This window comes from Streptomyces violaceoruber (assembly GCF_033406955.1).
Classification (GTDB): domain Bacteria; phylum Actinomycetota; class Actinomycetes; order Streptomycetales; family Streptomycetaceae; genus Streptomyces; species Streptomyces violaceoruber.
The window spans coordinates 5,974,823-5,994,458 of sequence record NZ_CP137734.1 but is presented as its reverse complement, the minus strand read 5'-3'; the positions used below and the strand labels follow the sequence as shown (position 1 = coordinate 5,994,458).

Below are 19,636 nucleotides of genomic sequence, written 5' to 3'. Positions count from 1 at the left end.
GGCCCTCAGACGCAGCAGTCGGGGTCCAGGCCCCGCGGCAGCCGCTCGCCCGCGAAGACCTGGCAGGTGGCCTCGTGGCCGCCGAGCGCGGCGACGGCCAGGAGCAGGGAACCGGCCGTCCAGGCGGTCAGTTCGCGGGGCCAGACCGTCTCGTCCTCGAAGACGTAGCCCGTCCAGTACAGGCCGCTGTCCGGGTCCCGCAGGTGCTGGATGGACTGGAGGATCTCCAGGGCGTGGTCGGACTCGCCCACCGCCCACAGGGCGAGCGCGAGTTCGGCCGATTCGCCGCCCGTCACCCAGGGGTTGGGGACGACGCAGCGCACGCCGAGGCCCGGGACCACGAAGCGGTCCCAGCTCTCCTGGATGCGGGACCTGGCCTCCGTGCCGGTCAGCGCGCCGCCGAGGACCGGGTAGTACCAGTCCATCGAGTAGCGGCCCTTGTCCAGGAACCGCTCCGGGTGGCGGCGGATGGCGTGCCGCAGCGCGCCTGCCGCCAACTCCCAGTCGGGCTGGGGTTCTTCACGCTGCTCGGCGATGGCGAGCGCGCAGCGCAGGGCGTGGTGGACGGAGGAACTGCCGGTCAGCAGCGCGTCGGTGGTGTCCGTACCGTCGTCGCCCCGGCGCCAGCCGATCTGCCCGCCGGGCTGCTGGAGGCGCAGCACGAACTCGACGGCCGCGTGGACGACCGGCCACATCCGCTCCAGGAACAGGTCGTCGCCGGTGGCGAGGTAGTGGTGCCAGACGCCGACCGCGACGTAGGCGACGAAGTTGGTCTCCCGGCCGCGGTCGGTGACGTCGGCGAAGTCCCCGTCGGCGTAGGCGGCGTACCAGGAGCCGTCCTGGTTCTGGTGCCGGGCCAGCCACGCGTAGGCCCGCTCGGCGGCCTCGTGCTCGTCGGCCGTGTCCAGGGCCATCGCCGCCTCGACGTGGTCCCACGGGTCGAGGTGGTGGCCGCGGAACCACGGGATCGCGCCGTCCTCGCGCTGGACGGCGAGGATGCCCCGGACGGTCGCGGCGGCCTCGGCGGCGGTGAGGACGCCGGGCAGGACGAGGTGTTCGGTGCGCGGGGTGCGCGGTGTGCCGGGGGTGCGGGGCGCGGTCACGCGGCGTCCACCGGCGGCAGGTGCGGCTTGGTCGCGTAGGCGACGAAGCTCTTGCCGATCAGCGGGTTCAGCGCCTGCTCGGCGACCCGCGTCGCCAGCGGCTTCTTCATGATGTCCCACACCAGCAGCTTGTGGTACGCGCGCACCGGCAGCGCCTTGTCGTTGTCGACGCCGAACGCGCACTTCAGCCACCAGTACGGCGAGTGCAGCGCGTGCGCGTGGTGGGTGCCGTACGGCTTGAGTCCGGCCTCGCGGATGCGGGTGAGGAGCTGGTCGGCCCGGTAGATGCGGATGTGGCCGCCCTCGACCTCGTGGTAGGCGTCGGAGAGGGTCCAGCAGACCTTCTCGGGGCCGTAGCGCGGCACGGTGATCGCGATGCGGCCGCCGGGCTTGAGGACGCGGACCATCTCGGCGAGGACGCCCTTGTCGTCGGGGATGTGCTCCATCACTTCGGAGATGATGACGACGTCGAAGGACTCGTCGGGGAAGGGCAGGGCGAGCGCGTCGCCCTCCATGGCGGTGGCGGTGGCACCGGCCGGGGCCTCACCGGCCTCCTCCATCGCCGCGAACCACTTGGCGACCTCGCGGATCTCCTCCGCGTTCTGGTCCAGCGCGACGACCCGTGCCCCGCGCCGGTAGCACTCGAACGCATGCCGGCCGGCGCCGCAGCCGAGGTCCAGGACGCGGTCGCCGGGGGCGAGCGGGAACCGGGAGAAGTCGACGGTCAGCACGTGGCCCTGCTTTCGGGATAGACGCCGGTGTCACTGGTGGTCGAGGTCGGGGTCGGGGCCGGCGCCGGGGCCGGCTTCTGGCCCGCCGGCACGGCACTCGGGGTGCTCGCGGCACTCGGGGTGCTCGGGGCGGAGGGGCGGCGGCCGATGGCCTCGCGGTAGCGGGCGACGGTGCCCTCGGCGGCGCGGGCCCAGGTGAAGTGGCGCAGCACGCGCTCGCGTCCGGCGGCGCCGAGCCTGGCCCGCAGTGCGCGGTCGCCGAGCAGCCGGTTCAGCCCGGCGGCCAGCGCGTCCGCGTCGCCCGGCGGCACCGCGAGGCAGGTCTCCCCGTCGGGCCCGGCGACCTCGGGAACGGCCCCGCCGGTGGTGGCGAGCAGTGCCGTGCCGGTCGCCATGGCCTCGGCGGCGGGCAGCGAGAACCCCTCGTACAGCGACGGCACGCAGGCGACCTCGGCGGACCGCACGAGGTCGACCAGCTCGGCGTCCGAGATGCCCTTGACGAACTCGACGGCGCCTGCGAGGCCGTACCGCTCGATCGCCTGGGCGACGGGCCCCTCGGCGGGCCGCTTGCCGACGACGACCAGGTGGGCCCGCGGATGCTCCGTGCGCGCCTTGGCCAGCGCCTCGACGAGGAAGACGAGGCCCTTGAGCGGTACGTCCGCGCTGGACGTCGTCACGATCCGGCCCGGCACCCGCGGCACCGACGGGTCGGGCGAGAAGAGGTCGGTGTCGGCGCCGATGTGGACGACGTGGATGCGGTCGTCCCGTACGCCGAGGTGGTCGACGATCTCCTGGCGGGAGGTGCCGGAGACGGTGAGCACGGAGGGCAGGCGGCGCGCGACGCGCTTCTGCATCCGGGTGAAGGCGTACCAGCGGCGGACCGAGTAGCGGCGCCCCCGGCTGTCGGCGGCGTCGAGTTCGAGCTGCCGGTCGACGGTGATGGGGTGGTGGATGGTGGTGACGAGGGGCGCGCCCACGTCGCCCAGGAGGCCGTAGCCGAGGGTCTGGTTGTCGTGGACGACGTCGAAGTCGCCGCGGCGGGCCCGCAGATGGCGGCGGGCGCGCAGCGAGAACGTGAGGGGCTCGGGGAAGCCGCCGGTCCACATCGTGCCGACCTCGAGCGCGTCGATCCAGTCCCGGTACTCGCCCCGCTTCGGAGTGCGGAAGGGATCGGGCTGGCGGTAGAGGTCGAGGCTGGGCAGCTCGGTGAGCGAGAGCCGGTCGCCGACGAGGGGGCCGTCGTCGAGGACGGGGTAGGGCTGGGCGCCGATGACCTCGACGCGGTGGCCGAGGCGGGCCAGTTCGCGGGAGAGGTGGCGGACGTAGACGCCCTGGCCGCCGCAGAACGGGTTCCCCTTGTAGGTGAGGAGGGCGATGCGCAGCGGTGGCAAGCCGTCGGCGGCTGGCTCCGGACGGGGACCCGTCTGACTGGCCTCGGCGGTCACTCTGGGCCCCCTCCTCACTGCGCTGTCCCGCGACACTACGTCGGGAGGTTAATCTAGAACAAGTTGCAGACTTGATCGTCAGAGGCTCCGAATCTACCGGCAGGTAGAGACCCTGTGCCGAGTGGATCAGGTGATTCACGCCACGGCACGGCACACGGTCGCGCCGGGCTCGGGGAGATCCGGACGCGGGACCCGGGGAAGCAGGTGACCAAAGTGGACAACCCGACGGCGACGGCGCCCGGTCCGGCGCACCGCTCCACCGCCCCGCCCCTCACCGAACGGCAGCGGGAGCGCCGTCGGCGCATCCTGCACGCGACCGCCCAGCTGGCCTGCCGGGGCGGCTTCGAGGCGGTGCAGATGCGGGAGGTCGCGGAGTCGTCGCAGGTGGCCCTCGGCACGCTGTACCGGTACTTCCCGTCCAAGGTGCATCTGCTGGTCGCGACCATGCACGACCAGCTGGAGCGGCTGCACGGCACCCTGCGCAAGAGCCCGCCCACCGGTGAGACGGCCGCGGACCGGGTGGCGCAGACCCTGATGCGGGCCTTCGGCGCGTTGCAGCGCGAGCCCCGGCTGGCCGAGGCGATGGCCCGTGCCCTGACCTTCGCCGACCGCAGCGTCTCCCCGGAGGTCGACCAGGTCTCGCGGCAGACCACGGCGATCATCCTGGACGCGATGGGCGGCCTGGAGAACCCGACGCCCGAGCAGTTGTCGGCGGTCCGGGTCGTCGAGCACACCTGGCTCTCGACCCTGATCACCTGGCTGGCCGGCCGCACCTCCCTCGCCCAGGTGCGGGTGGACATCGAGACGGTGTGCCGGCTGATCGACCTGACGGAGGCCGGGACGGGAGAGGCGGCGGCGCGCCCCTGAGGGCGCCGCCGGTCAGTCCAGGCGGGAGCGGATCAGCGCCTCCGCGGCGGGCAGCAGGCCCACCTCGTCCCGGCTCATGGTCGGGTTGGCCGCCCGGCGCCGCAGCGCCTCGGCGAGTCCGTCCGGCGTGAGGGCGCGGGGATCGGCGAGCAGCGCGGCCAGCGCGCCCTCGACGGGCCCGGACACCGGTCCGCCGGCGGCCGCCACCTGGGCGAGGATCACCGCGGTCATGCCCCAGTCCAGCCCGGGGTCGCCCTCCTCGGCGTTGGACCAGTCGATCACCCGGGGCCCGTCCGCCGTGAGGATCACGTTGTCCGGGTGCAGGTCCAGGTGGAGAACGCGCGCGCCCGGGTCGGCGCTGCGGTACGCGGGCACCCGGTGCAGGCGCCGCAGCAGCCCGGCGAGCATGCCGCCCGCCTCCTGGGGCGTCAACGCCCCGTCCTGCCACGCCCGCAGCATCGTCGGCCCGGTCAGCCGCTCCATGACCAGGTCCGTGCGCGGTGATTCCGTCACCCCGGGCCACACCCGTGGCACGGGGTAGCCGTGCTTGCGCACGTGTTCCATCACCGCGCCCTCGGCCACCGCGTCCCCGACGCCCTCCCGGTCGCGCCGCAGCACCCGTCCCGCGTCCGCCTCGTACACGTCGGCCGAACGCCCCGCCCCGATCAGTCTCCCCGTCCGCATGCCCGGGAACGTATCCCCCGGCCGTCGTCCCCGTCCCGGCCGCCCCTCGGCCCGGACCCGGGAGACGGGTAAAGTGGCGGCGTCGTCATCACCCGTACGGGGGGAAGCCGGTGCAATTCCGGCGCTGACCCGCAACCGTGAGCCGCCCGCCGAGCCTCCCCGAGACTCCCGGACGGTGAGCCGGACTGCCCCGCACGGATGTGACCGGCTCACGTGCCCGGCACCCGCCGGGGCACGGGCACCGTCGAGGCATACGGGGCCGAGCCGCCGGGGGTGCCCCGTGCTGCCGGACCCCGCACAGGGAAAGGCACCCGCCGATCATGAACGTCCGCCGTCGCAGCAGCGCCGCGGCTCTGGCCGCCATAGCCGTGATCGGCGCCGCCACCGCGCCCGCGGTCGCCGCCGATCCGTCGCCGTCCTCCTCCCCGTCCACGACCGCGCCGTCCGGGCTGTACGGGAGCACCGACCCCCAGTACGACGGTGTCTGGCGCCAGTCCCTCGCGCTGCTCGCGCAGGACACGGCGGGCGTGATCCCGTCCTCGACGGCCGTGAAGTGGCTCACGGACCAGCAGTGCGCGAACGGCGCCTTCGCCCCGTTCCGCGCCGACCCGGCCAAGGCCTGCGACGCCAAGACGCCGGTCGACACCAACAACACGGCCGCCGCCGTCCAGGCCCTGTGGGCCGTCGGCGGGCACGGCGACGTGATCGAGGAAGCCCTCGGCTGGCTGAAGTCCGTACAGAACGAGGACGGCGGGTGGGGCTACGTCCCCGGCACCCCCAGCGACGCCAACTCCACCTCCGTCGTCATCGGTGCCCTGACGGCCACGGAGACGGACCCCGCGAAGGTCGTCAAGGACGGCAAGTCCCCCTACGACGCCCTGCTGACCTTCGCCCTGCCCTGCGCCAAGGACAAGGGCGCGGGCGCCTTCGCCTTCCAGCCCGACAAGGACGGCAAGCTGCTCCCCAACGCGGACGCGACCGCCGCGGGTGTCCTCGGCACGCTCGGCGAGGGCCTGGTCGCCGAGGCGGGCAAGAAGACCGGTGCCGCGTCCTGCGCCGACGCGGACCAGCCCGACCGCGAGCGCGCCGCCGCCAACGCCGCCGCGTATCTCACCGACACGCTCGCCAAGGACGGCCACCTCGTCTCCGCCCTCGGCGGCTCCGCCGACCAGCCGGACTACGGCAACACCGCCGACGCGGTCGTCGCCCTCGCCGCACAGGGCGGCGCGGACAAGGCGGCCGAGCCACTGGCCTGGCTGAAGAAGAACGCCGCGAAGTGGGCCGGGGAGAGCGGTCCGGCCGCCTACGCCCAGCTGATCTTCGCCGCCCACGCCACGGGCACCGACCCGCGCGACTTCGGCGGCACGGACCTGGTGGCGAAGCTGAACGCGACGGGGCCCGCTCCGCAGGGCACAACAGCGAAGGACACCGCGACCGCGAGCGACGACGACAAGACGAAGGACGAGAAGAAGGACGACGACTCCCCCTTCGGCGTCTGGTGGTTCGTCGGCGTCTGCCTGCTCTTCGGCGTCGGCATCGGCTTCCTGCTGAGCAACCGCAACAAGAAGCAGCAGCCGTGACACCCCGCCGCATCGTCCCCCTCCTCCTGGCCGCGTTCCTGCTGATCGGGACCGCGGGCCAGGCGCAGGCCGCCGGTTACCGCTACTGGTCCTTCTGGGACCGCGACGGTGCGAAGTGGGTCTACGCCACCCAGGGCCCGTCCATGGCCCACCCCTCCGACGGCGACGTCCAGGGCTTCCGCTTCGCGGTGAGCGAGAACTCGGGCGACGCGGCCCAGCCGCGCGGCACGGCGGACTTCGCGTCGATCTGCGCGAAGACGCCGGCCGAGGACGGCACCAAGCGGGTGGCACTGGTCCTCGACTTCGGCACGGCCCCCGACGCCCCGTCCGGCGAGACCCCGCCCGCCCCGCGCACGGCCTGCGCCCGGGTCTCCCCCGACGCGACCACGGCCGACGCCCTGGCCGCCGTCGCCGGCCCGCTCCGTTACAACACCACCGCCCTGCTGTGCGCGATCGCGGGCTACCCGAAGTCGGGCTGCGGCGAACAGGTGTCACGGACGGAGAAGAAGCAGGACTCCACGGCAGCCCCGGAGGCCGCGGAGGACAAGGGAGACGAGGACGGCCCGTCGATCGGCCTCTACGCGGGCATAGCGGTGGTGGCGGCCCTGGCCGGCGCGGCAACCTGGCAGGCAAGGCGGCGCAGGAATGCCACCCGCTAACGCCGCGTCGACTGCGGGCAGTCGTGCCGCTGGGGCGATGGGGGTCCCCCCGCGCGAGCGAAGCCGAGCGTGGGGGAGGGTGGGCGCAGGCGGCACCCCGTCAGCGCCGGCAAGCGTCCCCACCCCCGCCCGCCACCAGCGCCGGGGCGCCCTGCACCCCGGCGCCTGGTGGCTCTGGGCGCTGGGCCTCGGCACCGCCGCCACCCGCACCACCAACCCCCTCCTCCTCACCCTCCTCGTCACCGTCTCCGCGTACGTGGTGGTCACCCGCCGCCCCCACGCCCCCTGGTCCCGCTCCTACGGCGCCTTCGTCAAGCTCGCCCTCGCCGTCCTCCTCATCCGCCTCCTGTTCACGACCCTCCTCGGCTCCCCCATCCCCGGCACCCACACCCTCCTCACCCTCCCCGAAGTCCCCCTCCCCGACTGGGCGCAGGGCATCCGCCTCGGCGGCCGGGTCACCGCGGAGGGCCTCACCTTCGCGCTGTACGACGCGATGAAGCTGGCCACCCTCCTCATCTGCGTCGGCGCCGCGAACGCCCTCGCCAACCCCGCCCGCCTCCTCAAGTCCCTTCCCGGCGCCCTGTACGAGATGGGCGTCGCCGTGGTCGTGGCCCTCACCTTCGCGCCGAACCTCATCGCCGACGTCCAGCGCCTGCGCGCCGCCCGCCGCCTGCGCGGCCGCCCGGACCGGGGCGTACGGGGCCTGCTCCAGGTGGGGCTCCCCGTCCTGGAGGGCGCCCTGGAGCGCTCCGTCGCCCTCGCCGCCGCGATGGACGCCCGCGGCTACGGCCGTACCGCACACGTACCGGCCCCCGTCCGCCGTACCACCGCCGCCCTCACCCTCGGCGGCCTGCTCGGCGTCTGCGCGGGGACGTACGGACTGCTGACCGCCGCGGGCGGCACGTACGGCATCCCCGTACTGCTGGCCGGTGTCGCCGCCGCCGTCGCGGGACTGTGGCTCGGCGGCCGTCGCACGGTCCGCACCCGGTACCGGCCCGACCGCTGGGACGCCCGCGCCTGGCTGGTCACCGCGTCCGGCGCGACGGTCGCCGCACTGCTCTTCCTCGCCGCCGCCCGCGACCCGGCGGCGCTGCACCCGGGCGTGGTCCCGCTGGAGGCCCCGACCCTCCCCCTGTGGCCGGCGGCGGCCGTACTCGTCGGCCTGCTCCCGGCGTTCATCACCCCCGCACCCGAGGCCGCCGTGAAGGAGCCGTCGTGATCCGCTTCGAGGACGTGTCGGTCACGTACGACGGCGCCACCGAACCCACCGTCCGGGCCGTGGACTTCGAGGTCCCGGAGGGCGAACTGGTCCTGCTCGCCGGCCCCTCCGGCGTCGGCAAGTCCACCGTCCTCGGCGCGGTAGGCGGCCTCGTCCCGCACTTCACCGGCGGCACCCTGCGCGGCCGGGTCACCGTGGCCGGCCGCGACACCCGCACCCACAAGCCGCGCGAACTCGCCGACGTGGTGGGCACGGTCGGCCAGGACCCGCTCTCCCACTTCGTGACGGACACCGTCGAGGACGAACTGGCCTACGGCATGGAGTCGTTGGGACTGCCCCCCGACGTGATGCGCCGCCGCGTCGAGGAGACCCTCGACCTGCTGGGCCTCTCCGACCTGCGCTCCCGCCCCATCGCCACCCTCTCCGGAGGCCAGCAGCAGCGGGTCGCCATCGGCTCGGTCCTCACCCCGCACCCGGACGTGCTGGTCCTGGACGAGCCGACCTCCGCCCTGGACCCGGCCGCCGCCGAGGAGGTCCTGGCCGTCCTCCAGCGCCTGGTCCACGACCTCGGTACGACGGTCCTGATGGCCGAGCACCGCCTGGAGCGGGTGATCCAGTACGCCGACCAGGTCGTCCTGCTCCCGGCCCCCGGCGAGGCCCCGCTCATCGGCGCCCCGGCGGAGGTGATGGCGGTGTCTCCCGTGTATCCGCCGGTGGTGGGCCTGGGCAGGCTGGCGGGCTGGTCCCCGCTGCCGCTGACGATCCGGAACGCCCGCCGCCGGGCCGCCCCGCTGCGCGAACGCCTGGCCGGCCGGGAGATCCCGGACCACACCCCGCCGCCGTCCGCCCCGCTCCCGGCGCCACCCGCCCCGCGCCCCGTCACCTCCCGTTGGCGCCGCCGCGGGAAGCGCCCGGAGAACCCCTCGGCCCCCACCCCGTACGCCGCCGAGGTCCGCTCCCTCGCCGTGCGCCGCGACCGCGTCCAGGCCCTGCGCCACGTGGACCTGACCGTCTCCCCCGGCGAGACGGTCGCCCTGATGGGCCGCAACGGCGCCGGGAAGTCCACCCTGCTCTCGGCCCTCGTCGGCCTGGTCGAGCCGTCGGCCGGTTCGGTCCGGGCCGGGGACGCGGTACCGCACCGTACGGCCCCCCGCGACCTCGTACGCCGGGTCGGCCTGGTCCCGCAGGAGCCGCGCGACCTGCTGTACGCCGACACGGTCGCCGCCGAGTGCGCCGCCGCCGACCGGGACGCGGACGCGGCCCCCGGCACCTGCCGCGCGCTGCTGTCGGAGCTGCTCCCCGGCATCACGGACGACATCCACCCCCGCGATCTCTCGGAGGGCCAGCGCCTCACCCTCGCCCTGTCCGTGGTCCTGACCGCCCGTCCTCCCCTTCTCCTCCTGGACGAGCCTACCCGCGGCCTGGACTACGCGGCGAAGGCCCGGCTGACCGGCATTCTGCGCGGCCTGGCGGCCGAGGGCCACGCGATCGTGCTGGCCACGCACGACGTGGAACTGACCGCCGAGCTGGCCCACCGCGTGGTGCTCCTCGCCGAGGGCGAGGTGATCGCCGACGGTCCGGCGGCGGACGTGGTGGTGGCCTCGCCGTCCTACGCCCCGCAGGTCGCCAAGGTGCTGGCGCCGCGCAAGTGGCTCACCGTGGCCCAGGTGCGGGAGGCCCTGTCATGACCGGCGGCCCCGCTCCCCAGCGCCAGGCCCGCGCCGTGCGCCTCGGCCCCCGCTCGATCGCCGCCCTCGTGCTGGTCAGCGCGGTGGGTGTGGCGGGCTTCGGGTGGCCCTTCCTGGCACCGCCGGACGCCTCGCTGAACGCGCACGCGCAGGACGCGCCGTGGCTGTTCGCGGGCGTTCTGGTGCTGCTGGTGGCGGTGGTGGCGGCGACGATCTCGGAGTCGGGGCTGGGCTCGAAGGCGGTGGCGATGCTCGGCGTGCTGGCGGCGGCGGGTGCGGCCCTGCGCCCCATCGGAGCGGGGACGGCCGGCCTGGAGCCGATGTTCTTCCTCATGGTGCTCAGCGGCCGGGTCCTGGGCCCCGGCTTCGGCTTCGTCCTCGGCTCCGTCACGATGTTCGCGTCCGCGCTGCTCACGGGCGGGGTCGGTCCGTGGATGCCGTTCCAGATGCTGGCGATGGGCTGGTTCACGATGGGCGCGGGCCTGCTCCCGGGCCCCGACCGCCTGCGCGGCCGCGCGGAGCTGCTGATGCTGGCGGCGTACGGCTTCCTGGCGGCCTTCGCCTACGGCACGGTGATGAACCTGGCGGGCTGGACCTTCATGAACACCCTCGCCTCGAACATCGCCTTCGACCCGGACGCGTCGATCGCGGACAACCTGGCCCGCTTCCTCGCCTACTGCCTCGCCACGTCGCTCGGCTGGGACGGCGGCCGCGCCGCCATGACGGTCGTCCTGACCCTCGCCCTCGGCACCCCGGTCCTGAAGGCACTGCGCCGGGCGACCCGCAGGGCGGCCTTCGAGACACCGGTCACGTTCGAGAAGCCCGACGAGGTGAGCCGCCCCACGTGAGCGGCTTCACCTACGAAGCGGGTTCGTAGGTGGAGGGCGGGCGGCGGACCGGTCACCCGGCCCCCGGGGCCGGGGCCTCGGCGCCCCACCTGCGACCACCTACGACCGCGGATAGCAAAAGCGACGATTGCGGACGACTGCCCCGCCTGTTTTTCTGAACCGGTCGCCAGGCGCCGACGCCCTCGCGGGCAGCGGCGCCGACGCATGCCGGGCCGGTGTGCGCCGACGCCCCTGTCCCCGAAGGAAGGCCCTCCGTTGACCGCCGCTTCCCTCCTCCGTACCGTCGCCACCCCCAAGAAGGCCCTCGCGGGTGCCGCCCTGGCCGCGGCCACCTGCGGCTCGCTGATCGCCGCCGCGCCCGCGCAGGCCGCGACGCCGGCCTCCTCGGCACAGGCGACCGCGAAGAAGATGATCGGCGACTCGGCCGAGTTCCAGTGCTTCTCGAAGATCGTCGACCACGAGAGCGACTGGAACATCCACGCCACCAACACCTCCAGCGGCGCGTACGGCCTGGTCCAGGCCCTGCCGGGCTCGAAGATGGCCTCGGCGGGCGACGACTGGAAAACCAACGCGGCCACCCAGATCGAGTGGGGCCTGGATTACATGAAGGACCGCTACGGCAGCACCTGCGACGCCTGGACCTTCTGGCAGTCCAACGGCTGGTACTGACCCGGCTGGTGTCCCCGGCGTCAGCGGTTCAGGTCCAGCACGGGCAGCCCGCGCTCCTCGTACGCCTTCGGAGCGACCGTGGCGATCAGCGCGTCGGCACCCCACTCGGGCAGGTGCCGAGCGGCGTGGATCGCCGCGCCGATCCCTGGCGGCACTCCGTCGCGGCTCAGCTGTGCCACCGCAAGCACTGCCGGGTAGTCGAGGTCGACGGTGTGCATCACGTCCAGCTGCCCGACGTGCTCCGTGATGCCGAGAAGCTCACGCTCCGCCTCCAGCACGGAAAGGGCCGGCACCCACAAACGGGTCTCCGTCTCGAAGTTCGCGCGGTGGATGAGAGCGGACACCTGCCGATTGCCCGACAGCGCCACGAGCGTGGGCGCGTCGAGGACTAGGTGGTGAAGGATCACGCGGCATCACTCTGCTGCCGGGCGAACGCCTCCCGGAGCCTGCGTCCCATCACCGCGCTCTCCTCGTCGTCCACCTCGACCCCGAAGTTCTCGGCCAGGTAGGCGCGCGTCCGCTCAGCCCGCTCCCGACGCTCTTCCTCCGTCAGCGTCGACTCCGCGAACTCCTGCACCAAGGATCGAATCGACGTCCCCCGCGCCTCCGCGATCACTGCCAACCGGTCCCGCACCTCGGCGGGGACCCGGATCATCGCATCGCTCATGCCCGCAGTATACGTCCGTGTATACACCGGGACTGGATGAGCTGCCCGACGAGAGGCTCCACCCTCCGCCTTGCCGTCAAGCACGGCAGCAGCCCCACCAGAAGGAATTTCCAGTGGCGCTGCTACACGTCAATCTCTCATTCCTACTCCCCTACAAACCAAAGGAATCGGTGAGGTCGCAGCAGACACTCACGACACAGCGCCACCAGCTTGTCCGCAAATTCCGATGAGATGATTTCCTGATTTGTTCTCACCTCGGAAATCTCTTCCACCAACGATTCCACTTGAAGGCGATTCAGCACCGTATCGCCATACGGATCCAAGTGACCGAGGATCGGATACCTCTTACGGTCCACTCCGCTGAGAACTGGATCAAACTCCGAGTCTGCGGCAACCGATGCCACTCGATCCCCCTTTCCTGACCTCACGTCGACTCTAATCATCAGGGTTCCAAGTCGCGCGGGAGCCCTGGATGCATGGTAATCAATTCCCCATCTCTTCCTTCACGAACGATCGTGTAGGTCTTCGTAGGAAGTCCGCGCCGATCAGCCCCCACGATTTTCTTTCCTGTAATGACGTACCGAATGTTCCCGGTGGCGGCCTGATAGCGGCCGATCTTTCCGGCGCTCCCCGCAGCCAACTCCCCGAGGTCTACGCCATCGTCAAACAGAGACTTCGTTGCATCTGCTTCCGCACCACCTCGCGTGTGACGAGGAATGACGTGGTCTTCGATGGCGTAGACGTCCTCGGCACAGCCGCTGTTATGAACCAATACCGACGCGTCTCCCGCCAGTACATAGTACGTGTGCAGGTCCGAAACACTGAGGTTGTACATGTCGGCCGAGCCAGGGCGGTTCCTGACATCGGTGACCGAGACGTGGGTGTCCGCGGCGGTGTTGAGCAGGTGACCCGATTGCAGGTCGGCGGCTCGGACCCAGGCATGGAGTGTGTCGTCCCAGAAGGGGTGGCGGGAGGTCGCCTGAATCGTCGACGTCTTACCGTCGGCGGTGCGCACGGTGACGTCAACGAGGTCGTTGTCGCGGTGCACGATGAGTGCCGTGACCGTTCTCGAACCCTCGCGGTCACCGGTGCGGGGGTCGCCCGTGGCGACCTTGTCACCCTTCTCTATCTCCCCGATGGGTTTGGTCTCTCCGGACTCCAGCAGAACCGGCGTAGCGGGGTCGAAGCTGCATGCCTCTCTCAGCAGCAGAGCGACCGCGCTCTCCTCGGCTTCCGCGGCGACGGAGCGTGAAGCCCCTCGGGCCGAAAGAGACTTGCCGACGGATCCGAAGGCCATGGTGGCCACGGTGATGATGTCGGAGACGATCGCTTCACCGCAGTCGCCCCGACCAGTAAGGCAGTGCCAGGTGGCTTTCGCACCCCACGGGTCGTTCGCGCTGCTGTGCGGGTCGGTCAGCACACCGGCGCGTGCCGCCGTGTCACAGAAGCCCTGTACCTGGGCAGTGGATGTCCTGTTGTAGCACTTGCGATCCGCCCACTTGGTCAGCATCTGGTTGTACGTGGCGGATTCGGGGTAGCCGCCGGCGAGTCCCATGGCACGGAGTTCCTTCTCCGCAGGAATCCGGATCCCGTCGACGATCGGCTGACCGTCGCCCGCGTACGTCGTGGAGGTGGTGTTGGTCCCGCCTGTGTCAGCCGTTCCACCATCGCTGTCCGGGACCTGGTGTTCGTCGGTGATACCGCCGTTCCCGCCGGGCCCGCACTCGTTCCAGCCGCCCTCGCAGGCGGCCAGCCTGGTGCCGGTGGGGTCGGACAGGGTGGTGGGGTTGTTGGCGGCGTAGCTGTAGCCGTTGAGTGTCTGTGCCTTGTCGGCTTCGAGCAGGGGGTCGACGCTGACGAACTGGCCGATGCTCGGGTCGTATTCACGGGCGTCGACGTGGGTGAGACCGGTGTTGGTGTCCCTGGTCTTGCCGAGGAAGCCCTTGTCGTCGGGCCAGGGCCCGTACTGCGTCTTTCCCCGGTCCTCGCCGAAGGGCGTGGTGTAGCGCTTGCTGAGCTGCTGGTCGGCTCGGTCGACACTCAGGTGCGAGGTGCCGTGGTGGTCGCCGACGAGGAAGGTGACCTTGTCCGTGCCGGTCTGGTTGGAGCGCATGGCCGGGGTGAGGTCGGCGGCCGCGTAGTAGCGCTGGGCCCAGGTGGTGCCGTTGGGCCGGAGGTGGAGTTCGGTGGCGCCGGCGTAGAGGACGCGTTCGCCGTTCTCTGTGGCTCGGACGAGCAGGGCGCCGTCGGCACCATAGACGTAGTCGGTGGACTGGTCGTCCTCGGTGAGGCGGGTGAGCCTGCCCTCCTCGGACCAGGTCAGGTTCTGTTGAGTGTCCGCGGCGACGCCCGGACGTGCGGTGGTGTTGCCGAGGGTGTCGTAGGTGTAGGTGCGCTCGGGCGCGGCGCAGTCGGTCGTGGTGGTGCCGGAGAGCGTGTGGGGCTGGTCCGTGTTGGTGTAGCAGTAGGTGGTCTTGCTCGACGTGCCGTCGGTGTGCTCCGTCTCCGTGGTGCGTTGGCCGGCGGCGTTGTAGGTGTAGCTGGTCCAGTACGGTGCCGGTCCCGACAGCGAGTCGGCGCCGGGTGCGTCGGCACATTTCTGGGAGGCGGGGGTCCAGGCCTCGGTCAGACGCTGGTGTGCGTCGTGGGTGAAGCACTGGGTCTCGGCGCTGCTGGTGCCGCCGAGGGTGGTGGGGTCGGCGATGGAGGTGACGTTGCCGGCCTGGTCGTAGCCGTAGTGCAGGTCCTGCAACTGGTAGGGGTGCGTCTCGTCCTGGGTGTAGCTGCGGGTCAGGCGCCTCGTGCCCGCCTCGAAGGTGTTGGCCACGTAGACGCTGTCGTCGCCGGTGCCCAGCGTCAGCATCTGCGGTTCGGCCAGGGCGGAGTAGTCGACGTCGGTCAGGTAGGTGCCGATGTCGGTGAGGTTGCCCAAGGCGTTGTAGTCGTAGCCGACGGTTTCGGCGGCCAGGCCGCCGAGAGCGGGGTCCTTGGCCTGCTTCAGCGTGCCGTCGATGTTGAAGTGGGACTCGAACGCCAGCGTTGCGGGCTGACCGGCCTTGACGAACGGGTCGCTGTCCGGCAACCGCAGTTCGGTACCGGTGGGGCGGCCCATGGTGTCGTACGCCGTGACCGCCTGTGTGTAGGCGGCGCCGGCTTTGCCGCCGAGGTAGCGGGTGGAGTCGGTGGGCAGGCCCTTGAGGAGGGTGTCGTAGGTGTAGCCGGTGAGCTGGTTGGCGTCCGTCTTCGAGCCCGCCCAGGTGCCGGTGGGACGACCCAGCTCGTCGTAGGCGCTCAGGACCGACTTCCCGCGGGAGTCGGTGGCCTTGACGATCTGGTCGAGAGCGTTGTACCCCGTGGTCGTCCGACCCTTGTCCGGGTCGTCGGCGCTGGTCTGGCGGCCGAACAGGTCATAGCCGTAGGACCACTTCGCACCGTCCGGACCGGTGATCGTCCGCTGCTTGCCGCCCGCCGTGTAAGTGAACTTCGTCGAGGTGTAGGAGGTGCCGGGGCCGGTGCCGAAGTCCGCGTCGGCCGGGCTCTCACCGGCATAGTCGCGGGTCTCGATCGTGAGACCTCGGACGTCGGTGATCGTGCGCTGCGCCGAACCGCCGTCCAGAGCGGTCGTGGCCGTGGAGTCACCGGTGTAGCTCGCGCTGGTGGCCCACTTCTTCACGCCACCGACGTACAACGTACTGGTGGTCGGGCGACCCGCACCGTCGAAGACGACCTCCGTCTGGGTGGGGGCACGGCCGAACTCGGCACGCGTGTAGGTGCCGTTCGGAGCGCTGGCGCTGTCGAACATGTCGGCGAACGTTTCGTAGGCCAGACCGCGGGTGTCGTAGTGCGTGTCCGTCAGCAGCCGGCCGCCCTGCGGTGTCGGCGCCTGCTTCTGGAGGGGCCGCAGCAGGGAGTCGTACACGGTGTAACTGGTGGTGTAGCTGCCGTCGTTGGTGAGAGTGGCGGTGGACACCCAGGACGGTTTGGCCTTGTCGATGTGGTAGGTGAACTTGACGTTCGCACTCTGGCTGGCGCTGGAGCGGTTGGGCAGCCACACCTCGGTGAGCCGGCCGAGCGCGTCGTAGTGCTGCTCGGTCTTCTTGAGGTTGATGTCGTAGCTGCGCTCCACCTGCCCGCGTCGCGGGTCGAGGAAGTTGACCGCTCGATAGCCCTTCGGGTCGGTCGAGGTCGTCTTGGTCAGGGGCCCCGTGTCGGCGGGCGTGTAGGCGGTGGAAGCCTTGTGCCCTGCAGTGTCCGTGACGGTGAGGGAACGGCCCAGGGCGTCGTACGTCGTGGTGGTGCCGGTTTGCCAGCCGGACGGCAGACGCTCTCCGTCGCTCCCTGCCGTCGCGGCGTAGCCGGTGGCACGGCCGGTCCAGGTGGGCTCGCCCTTGGTGGGCTTCTGCGTGGCCTGCCAGGTAGTGGTCCCCGCCTTGTCGTAGACGGTGGCGGTGTCGGCGAGGACGTCACCGGAAGTGGCGCTGGTCGCGGGCAGGTTCAGGGCCGAATCCGTGACCGAGCACTGCTTGGCCACGGTGCGGGTGCGGGAGACCAGGCTGGTGATGCCCAGGTCGGGGTTGCGGGCGTACCAGGTGCGCGTGCAGGTCTCGTCGCCACCCAGGCCCGCCTGTCCCCAGTCGTCGGCGGCGTACACCATGCCCAGGTCGTCGTACTTCTGGCCGGTGGTCCGGGTACGCCAGGTCTTGGAGCCGGTGAGGTAGGTGCTGGTGTAGGTGGAGGAGTTGCGCACCCACAGGGCGGCGTGGTCGGTGGCGTCGGGGACGGTCTGGGTTGCGGTGTTCTTGTAGGTGTAGTTCTTGAAGACGCTGCTGATGGGCTGGCTGCCGTTGTAGGTGACCTGCTGGCGAAGTGCTCCCTTGTACCGGTCGCTGTCGGTGGCGGCGGAGAAGTCGACGTCCGTGTCGAGCAGCGGGGGCACGGTGACGGACTTGGTGGTGCCGTCCTTCTTCTTGTCGCCGTGCATGCCCTGCATGTACAGCGAGACGGTCTTGGACCGGGTCTCGCCGACCCTGCCGGTGTAGGCGGTGACCTGACGGTAGCCGCGCCAGTCCGACCAGGTCCGCTCGTCCTTGGAAGTGAACGGGTCGTCGTTGTAGTGCCAGGCCGCACCGCTGTAGGAGTAGGCGTACTCCACCGCGGGGTTGATGGCCTGCGCGTCATGTGCCCCGACCGCGGTCACCCGGTACTTGTGGAACCAGTCGATCGCCGCGTCCTCGGCGCCGTTGATGTGCCAGTACTGCGGGAAGCAGGAGCGGGTGTTGGTGTCCGGCGCCGCGTTCAGGACCTCGCTGCGCACGCACTCCGGCGCGGACAGCGTCACCTCCGTGATCCCCCCGGTCTCCGAGGTGATGGTGGAGATGCGCGGGCGGGTCAGCGGCAGGATGTCGTCGGTGGCGTCGACCCGGTTGGGTCGCATCTGGTAGGTGAACGCGACCGGGTCGACCGTGATGGCCGTGTCGCCCGCCTTCGCCACGCGCTTGAGCGAGGTCAGGGTCAGCACCTGGTCGGAGCTGTCACCGATGTCGCCGCCGTCCAGGTACTTCTGGGTCAGGTCCCAGGAGTCCACCGGGTCGTGGGCATTGCTGTCGGCGTTGTAGGAGAAAGTGTCGATGCCGGTCAGACGCTTGCGGGTGAAGAAGGACGGGCCGGCCGCGTCGCACTCGTCGTCGTCCTTGGAACAGATCGCGTCGAACGGCACGTCCGGCCAGTTGTCCGCCGTGTCCTCGGTCAGGCTGTCGCAGTCCGAGGCGGTGCAGCGTTCTGCATAGGAGAAGGTGACCTTGGCGTCCGGCTTGTCGGTGAACAGGGCGCCCTTGCGCAGACCGTACTCGATACGGTTCAGGTAGCCGCCCCGGGTGTAGCCGGTACTGGCCTTGTCCGCCTTGTTTTTCTTGTAGTAGTTCGATTCCTTGGTGTACCAGTACGTCGCCGCGTTGCCGTGGGTGTCCTCGACGTAGTCGAGGTTCCAGCGCCAGGCCTGGACCAAGTCGCGGTCGGCGAATGCGTTTCCGCCGCCGTAGCCGGGTTCACCCGAGTCGTCGCCGAAGACCGGAGCGGTCCAGGTGGAGTTGGTGCGCTGGTCACCGGCACCCTCGAGCTTGTTCTTGCCGAACACGTACTTGGTGCCGTCACCCGTGACGACGGTCCAGTACTCGCCGTTGTCGTCCCCGTTGTCCGCCCCGGTGGACCGCGTCACCTTCGAGGCGTCGTCGTCCGCCAGATGCCAGACGCCGCTGTCGTCGTCCTTGACCAGACGGGTCGACTTGCCGTTCAGGACCAGGCTCGCGTTGTCGTACTTCCAGCACTGGTCGTAGACCTCGTCGTGACCGTCCTCGTCACACGAGCCGTAGGCGCGGGTGACGTAGGACTCCGTGAGGGCGAAACCCTCACCCACCGACGTGGTCTGGTTGTTCGTCGTCGCCGTGCGGCCGTCCACACTGCCCGAGTCGTACGACAACGACAAGGGCGGCACCGGACCGGCCGCGGCCGGCGGCATCGTGAAGTCGTAGGACCACGTGAACGAACCCGAACTGCCCCCCGCCTGCCAGGACGAGGACTCCGCCAGCTTCGTCGCCGAGTAGTCACCGGCGCCCTTGGGAGACTGCCCCGAACCCGCCGCCGCGGCCGTGACCGCCAGCACCGTCGCCCCGGAGGACGCGGCACTGCCCGCTTCCCCCAACAACTGAGTCGAGGTCCCGCCCGAAGCCTCCTCCAGCGAGACCGTCGCCGAGACCGTCTGGTCGTTGAGGTCGTTGGCCGAGGAGGCCAGCGGCGTCTGCTTGCGGCACTCCTCCTTCTCCGGAGTCGTCAGCGCACACGCCGGCAGCCGCACCAGCCGCAGCCGCTGCGACCAGCCGCCACCGATCGCCGAGGCGAAGCCTCCGTAGTCCACGCGCACGTTCGCCGTGCCGGCGCCTTCCGCCTCGGCCGTCAGCAGCACGCCGGTGACGCCTGCCCTGCGGGCCGCCTTCTGGCCCAGCACCGTGACCCGGGCCTCGCCCGACGCCGCGGCCGACGCTTTCGACCCGGCCGCCGGGCTCAGCGTCACCGGGACACCGGCCGGCTTGCCCGTGCCGTCCGCCTTCGGCTTCAGCGGTACCTTCGCCGTGCCCCCGCCCGGCCAGTCCGCGTCGCGTTCGGCCGTCGCCCGCTTCGCCTGCTCCGCGTTGGCCTTCCCTTCCTCGGCGACCTTGGCCCGCGCCTTCTTCGCTCCGTCCGCGTCGAACGGCTTCACCTTGGTCACCAGGGATTCGGGCACGTCGGGACGGCCCAGCCCGTCCTGCTCCACGGCCTGTGCCACCTGCGCCAGCCCCGTGGGCACGATCAACGCCAGGGCCAACGACTGCGCCAGCAATCGCCCCGTTCGGTGCCGGGTCCCTCCACCCCATTGCCTTGAGGTGCCTATGCCAAGTGCCATGGTTCTTGTCCCACCCAGTTCCCTTGTGTGAAGAAGAAGGC

The 19,636-nt window shown here is 71.4% G+C and carries 14 protein-coding genes; 7 read left to right on the top strand and 7 right to left on the bottom strand.

The features are described from left to right. Positions 1-5: 5 nt before the first annotated feature. The 3 genes from R2E43_RS26715 to R2E43_RS26705 are packed head-to-tail and all read right to left on the bottom strand — an operon-like array spanning position 6 to position 3,279. Positions 6-1,103, bottom strand: a complete 1,098-nt coding sequence (locus R2E43_RS26715) for a prenyltransferase/squalene oxidase repeat-containing protein (protein ID WP_011028275.1) — start codon at positions 1,101-1,103, stop codon at positions 6-8. Continuing rightward, a complete protein-coding gene (locus R2E43_RS26710) occupies positions 1,100-1,834 on the bottom strand; it encodes a class I SAM-dependent methyltransferase (RefSeq protein ID WP_003976496.1) in 735 nt (244 codons plus the stop codon). The genes R2E43_RS26715 and R2E43_RS26710 overlap by 4 nt, the downstream gene beginning before the upstream one ends. Continuing rightward, positions 1,828-3,279 carry a glycosyltransferase family 4 protein gene (locus R2E43_RS26705; RefSeq protein ID WP_332056637.1) on the bottom strand — a complete coding sequence of 484 codons (1,452 nt, stop codon included), beginning with the start codon at positions 3,277-3,279 and terminating at the stop codon, positions 1,828-1,830. Before R2E43_RS26705 ends, R2E43_RS26710 begins: the two co-directional genes overlap by 7 nt. A gap of 204 nt (positions 3,280-3,483) precedes the next feature. Between R2E43_RS26705 and R2E43_RS26700 the strand changes: the two genes are divergently transcribed. Next, on the top strand, positions 3,484-4,146 hold the full coding sequence (locus tag R2E43_RS26700; protein WP_003976494.1) for a TetR family transcriptional regulator: 663 nt from the start codon (positions 3,484-3,486) through the stop codon (positions 4,144-4,146). 12 nt (positions 4,147-4,158) lie between these two features. Here R2E43_RS26700 and R2E43_RS26695 read toward each other — a convergent pair whose 3' ends face one another. Further along, a complete protein-coding gene (locus tag R2E43_RS26695) occupies positions 4,159-4,830 on the bottom strand; it encodes a phosphotransferase (RefSeq protein WP_106517782.1) in 672 nt (223 codons plus the stop codon). A 320-nt stretch (positions 4,831-5,150) separates the two neighbouring features. Between R2E43_RS26695 and R2E43_RS26690 the strand changes: the two genes are divergently transcribed. From R2E43_RS26690 to R2E43_RS26665, 6 genes are all read left to right on the top strand, one after another. After that, positions 5,151-6,410 carry a prenyltransferase/squalene oxidase repeat-containing protein gene (locus tag R2E43_RS26690; RefSeq protein WP_003976492.1) on the top strand — a complete coding sequence of 420 codons (1,260 nt, stop codon included), beginning with the start codon at positions 5,151-5,153 and terminating at the stop codon, positions 6,408-6,410. After that, on the top strand, positions 6,407-7,069 hold the full coding sequence (locus tag R2E43_RS26685) for an SCO2322 family protein (RefSeq protein WP_030871441.1): 663 nt from the start codon (positions 6,407-6,409) through the stop codon (positions 7,067-7,069). The genes R2E43_RS26690 and R2E43_RS26685 overlap by 4 nt, the downstream gene beginning before the upstream one ends. Positions 7,070-7,148: 79 nt before the next feature. Beyond that, the gene (locus tag R2E43_RS26680) at positions 7,149-8,288 is read left to right on the top strand and encodes a CbiQ family ECF transporter T component (RefSeq protein WP_189283835.1); all 1,140 of its coding nucleotides are present in this window, start codon (positions 7,149-7,151) and stop codon (positions 8,286-8,288) included. Beyond that, entirely contained in the window at positions 8,285-9,976 is a 1,692-nt protein-coding gene (locus tag R2E43_RS26675) for an ABC transporter ATP-binding protein (protein ID WP_332056636.1), read from the top strand. The genes R2E43_RS26680 and R2E43_RS26675 overlap by 4 nt, the downstream gene beginning before the upstream one ends. Further along, entirely contained in the window at positions 9,973-10,824 is an 852-nt protein-coding gene (locus tag R2E43_RS26670) for an ECF transporter S component (RefSeq protein ID WP_332056635.1), read from the top strand. Before R2E43_RS26675 ends, R2E43_RS26670 begins: the two co-directional genes overlap by 4 nt. A 255-nt stretch (positions 10,825-11,079) precedes the next feature. Further along, the gene (locus R2E43_RS26665; protein WP_168715237.1) at positions 11,080-11,493 is read left to right on the top strand and encodes an aggregation-promoting factor C-terminal-like domain-containing protein; all 414 of its coding nucleotides are present in this window, start codon (positions 11,080-11,082) and stop codon (positions 11,491-11,493) included. Positions 11,494-11,513: 20 nt separating this feature from the next. Here the strand turns inward: R2E43_RS26665 and R2E43_RS26660 are convergent, their stop codons facing one another. The 3 genes from R2E43_RS26660 to R2E43_RS26650 form a co-directional block, all read right to left on the bottom strand. Next, positions 11,514-11,900 carry a PIN domain-containing protein gene (locus R2E43_RS26660; protein WP_003976486.1) on the bottom strand — a complete coding sequence of 129 codons (387 nt, stop codon included), beginning with the start codon at positions 11,898-11,900 and terminating at the stop codon, positions 11,514-11,516. Continuing rightward, the gene (locus R2E43_RS26655; protein ID WP_003976485.1) at positions 11,897-12,160 is read right to left on the bottom strand and encodes a hypothetical protein; all 264 of its coding nucleotides are present in this window, start codon (positions 12,158-12,160) and stop codon (positions 11,897-11,899) included. Before R2E43_RS26655 ends, R2E43_RS26660 begins: the two co-directional genes overlap by 4 nt. A gap of 442 nt (positions 12,161-12,602) precedes the next feature. Beyond that, positions 12,603-19,595: a polymorphic toxin-type HINT domain-containing protein gene (locus R2E43_RS26650; protein WP_332056634.1), complete on the bottom strand. Its 6,993-nt coding sequence runs from the start codon at positions 19,593-19,595 to the stop codon at positions 12,603-12,605. Between the last annotated feature and the right edge of the window lie 41 nt (positions 19,596-19,636).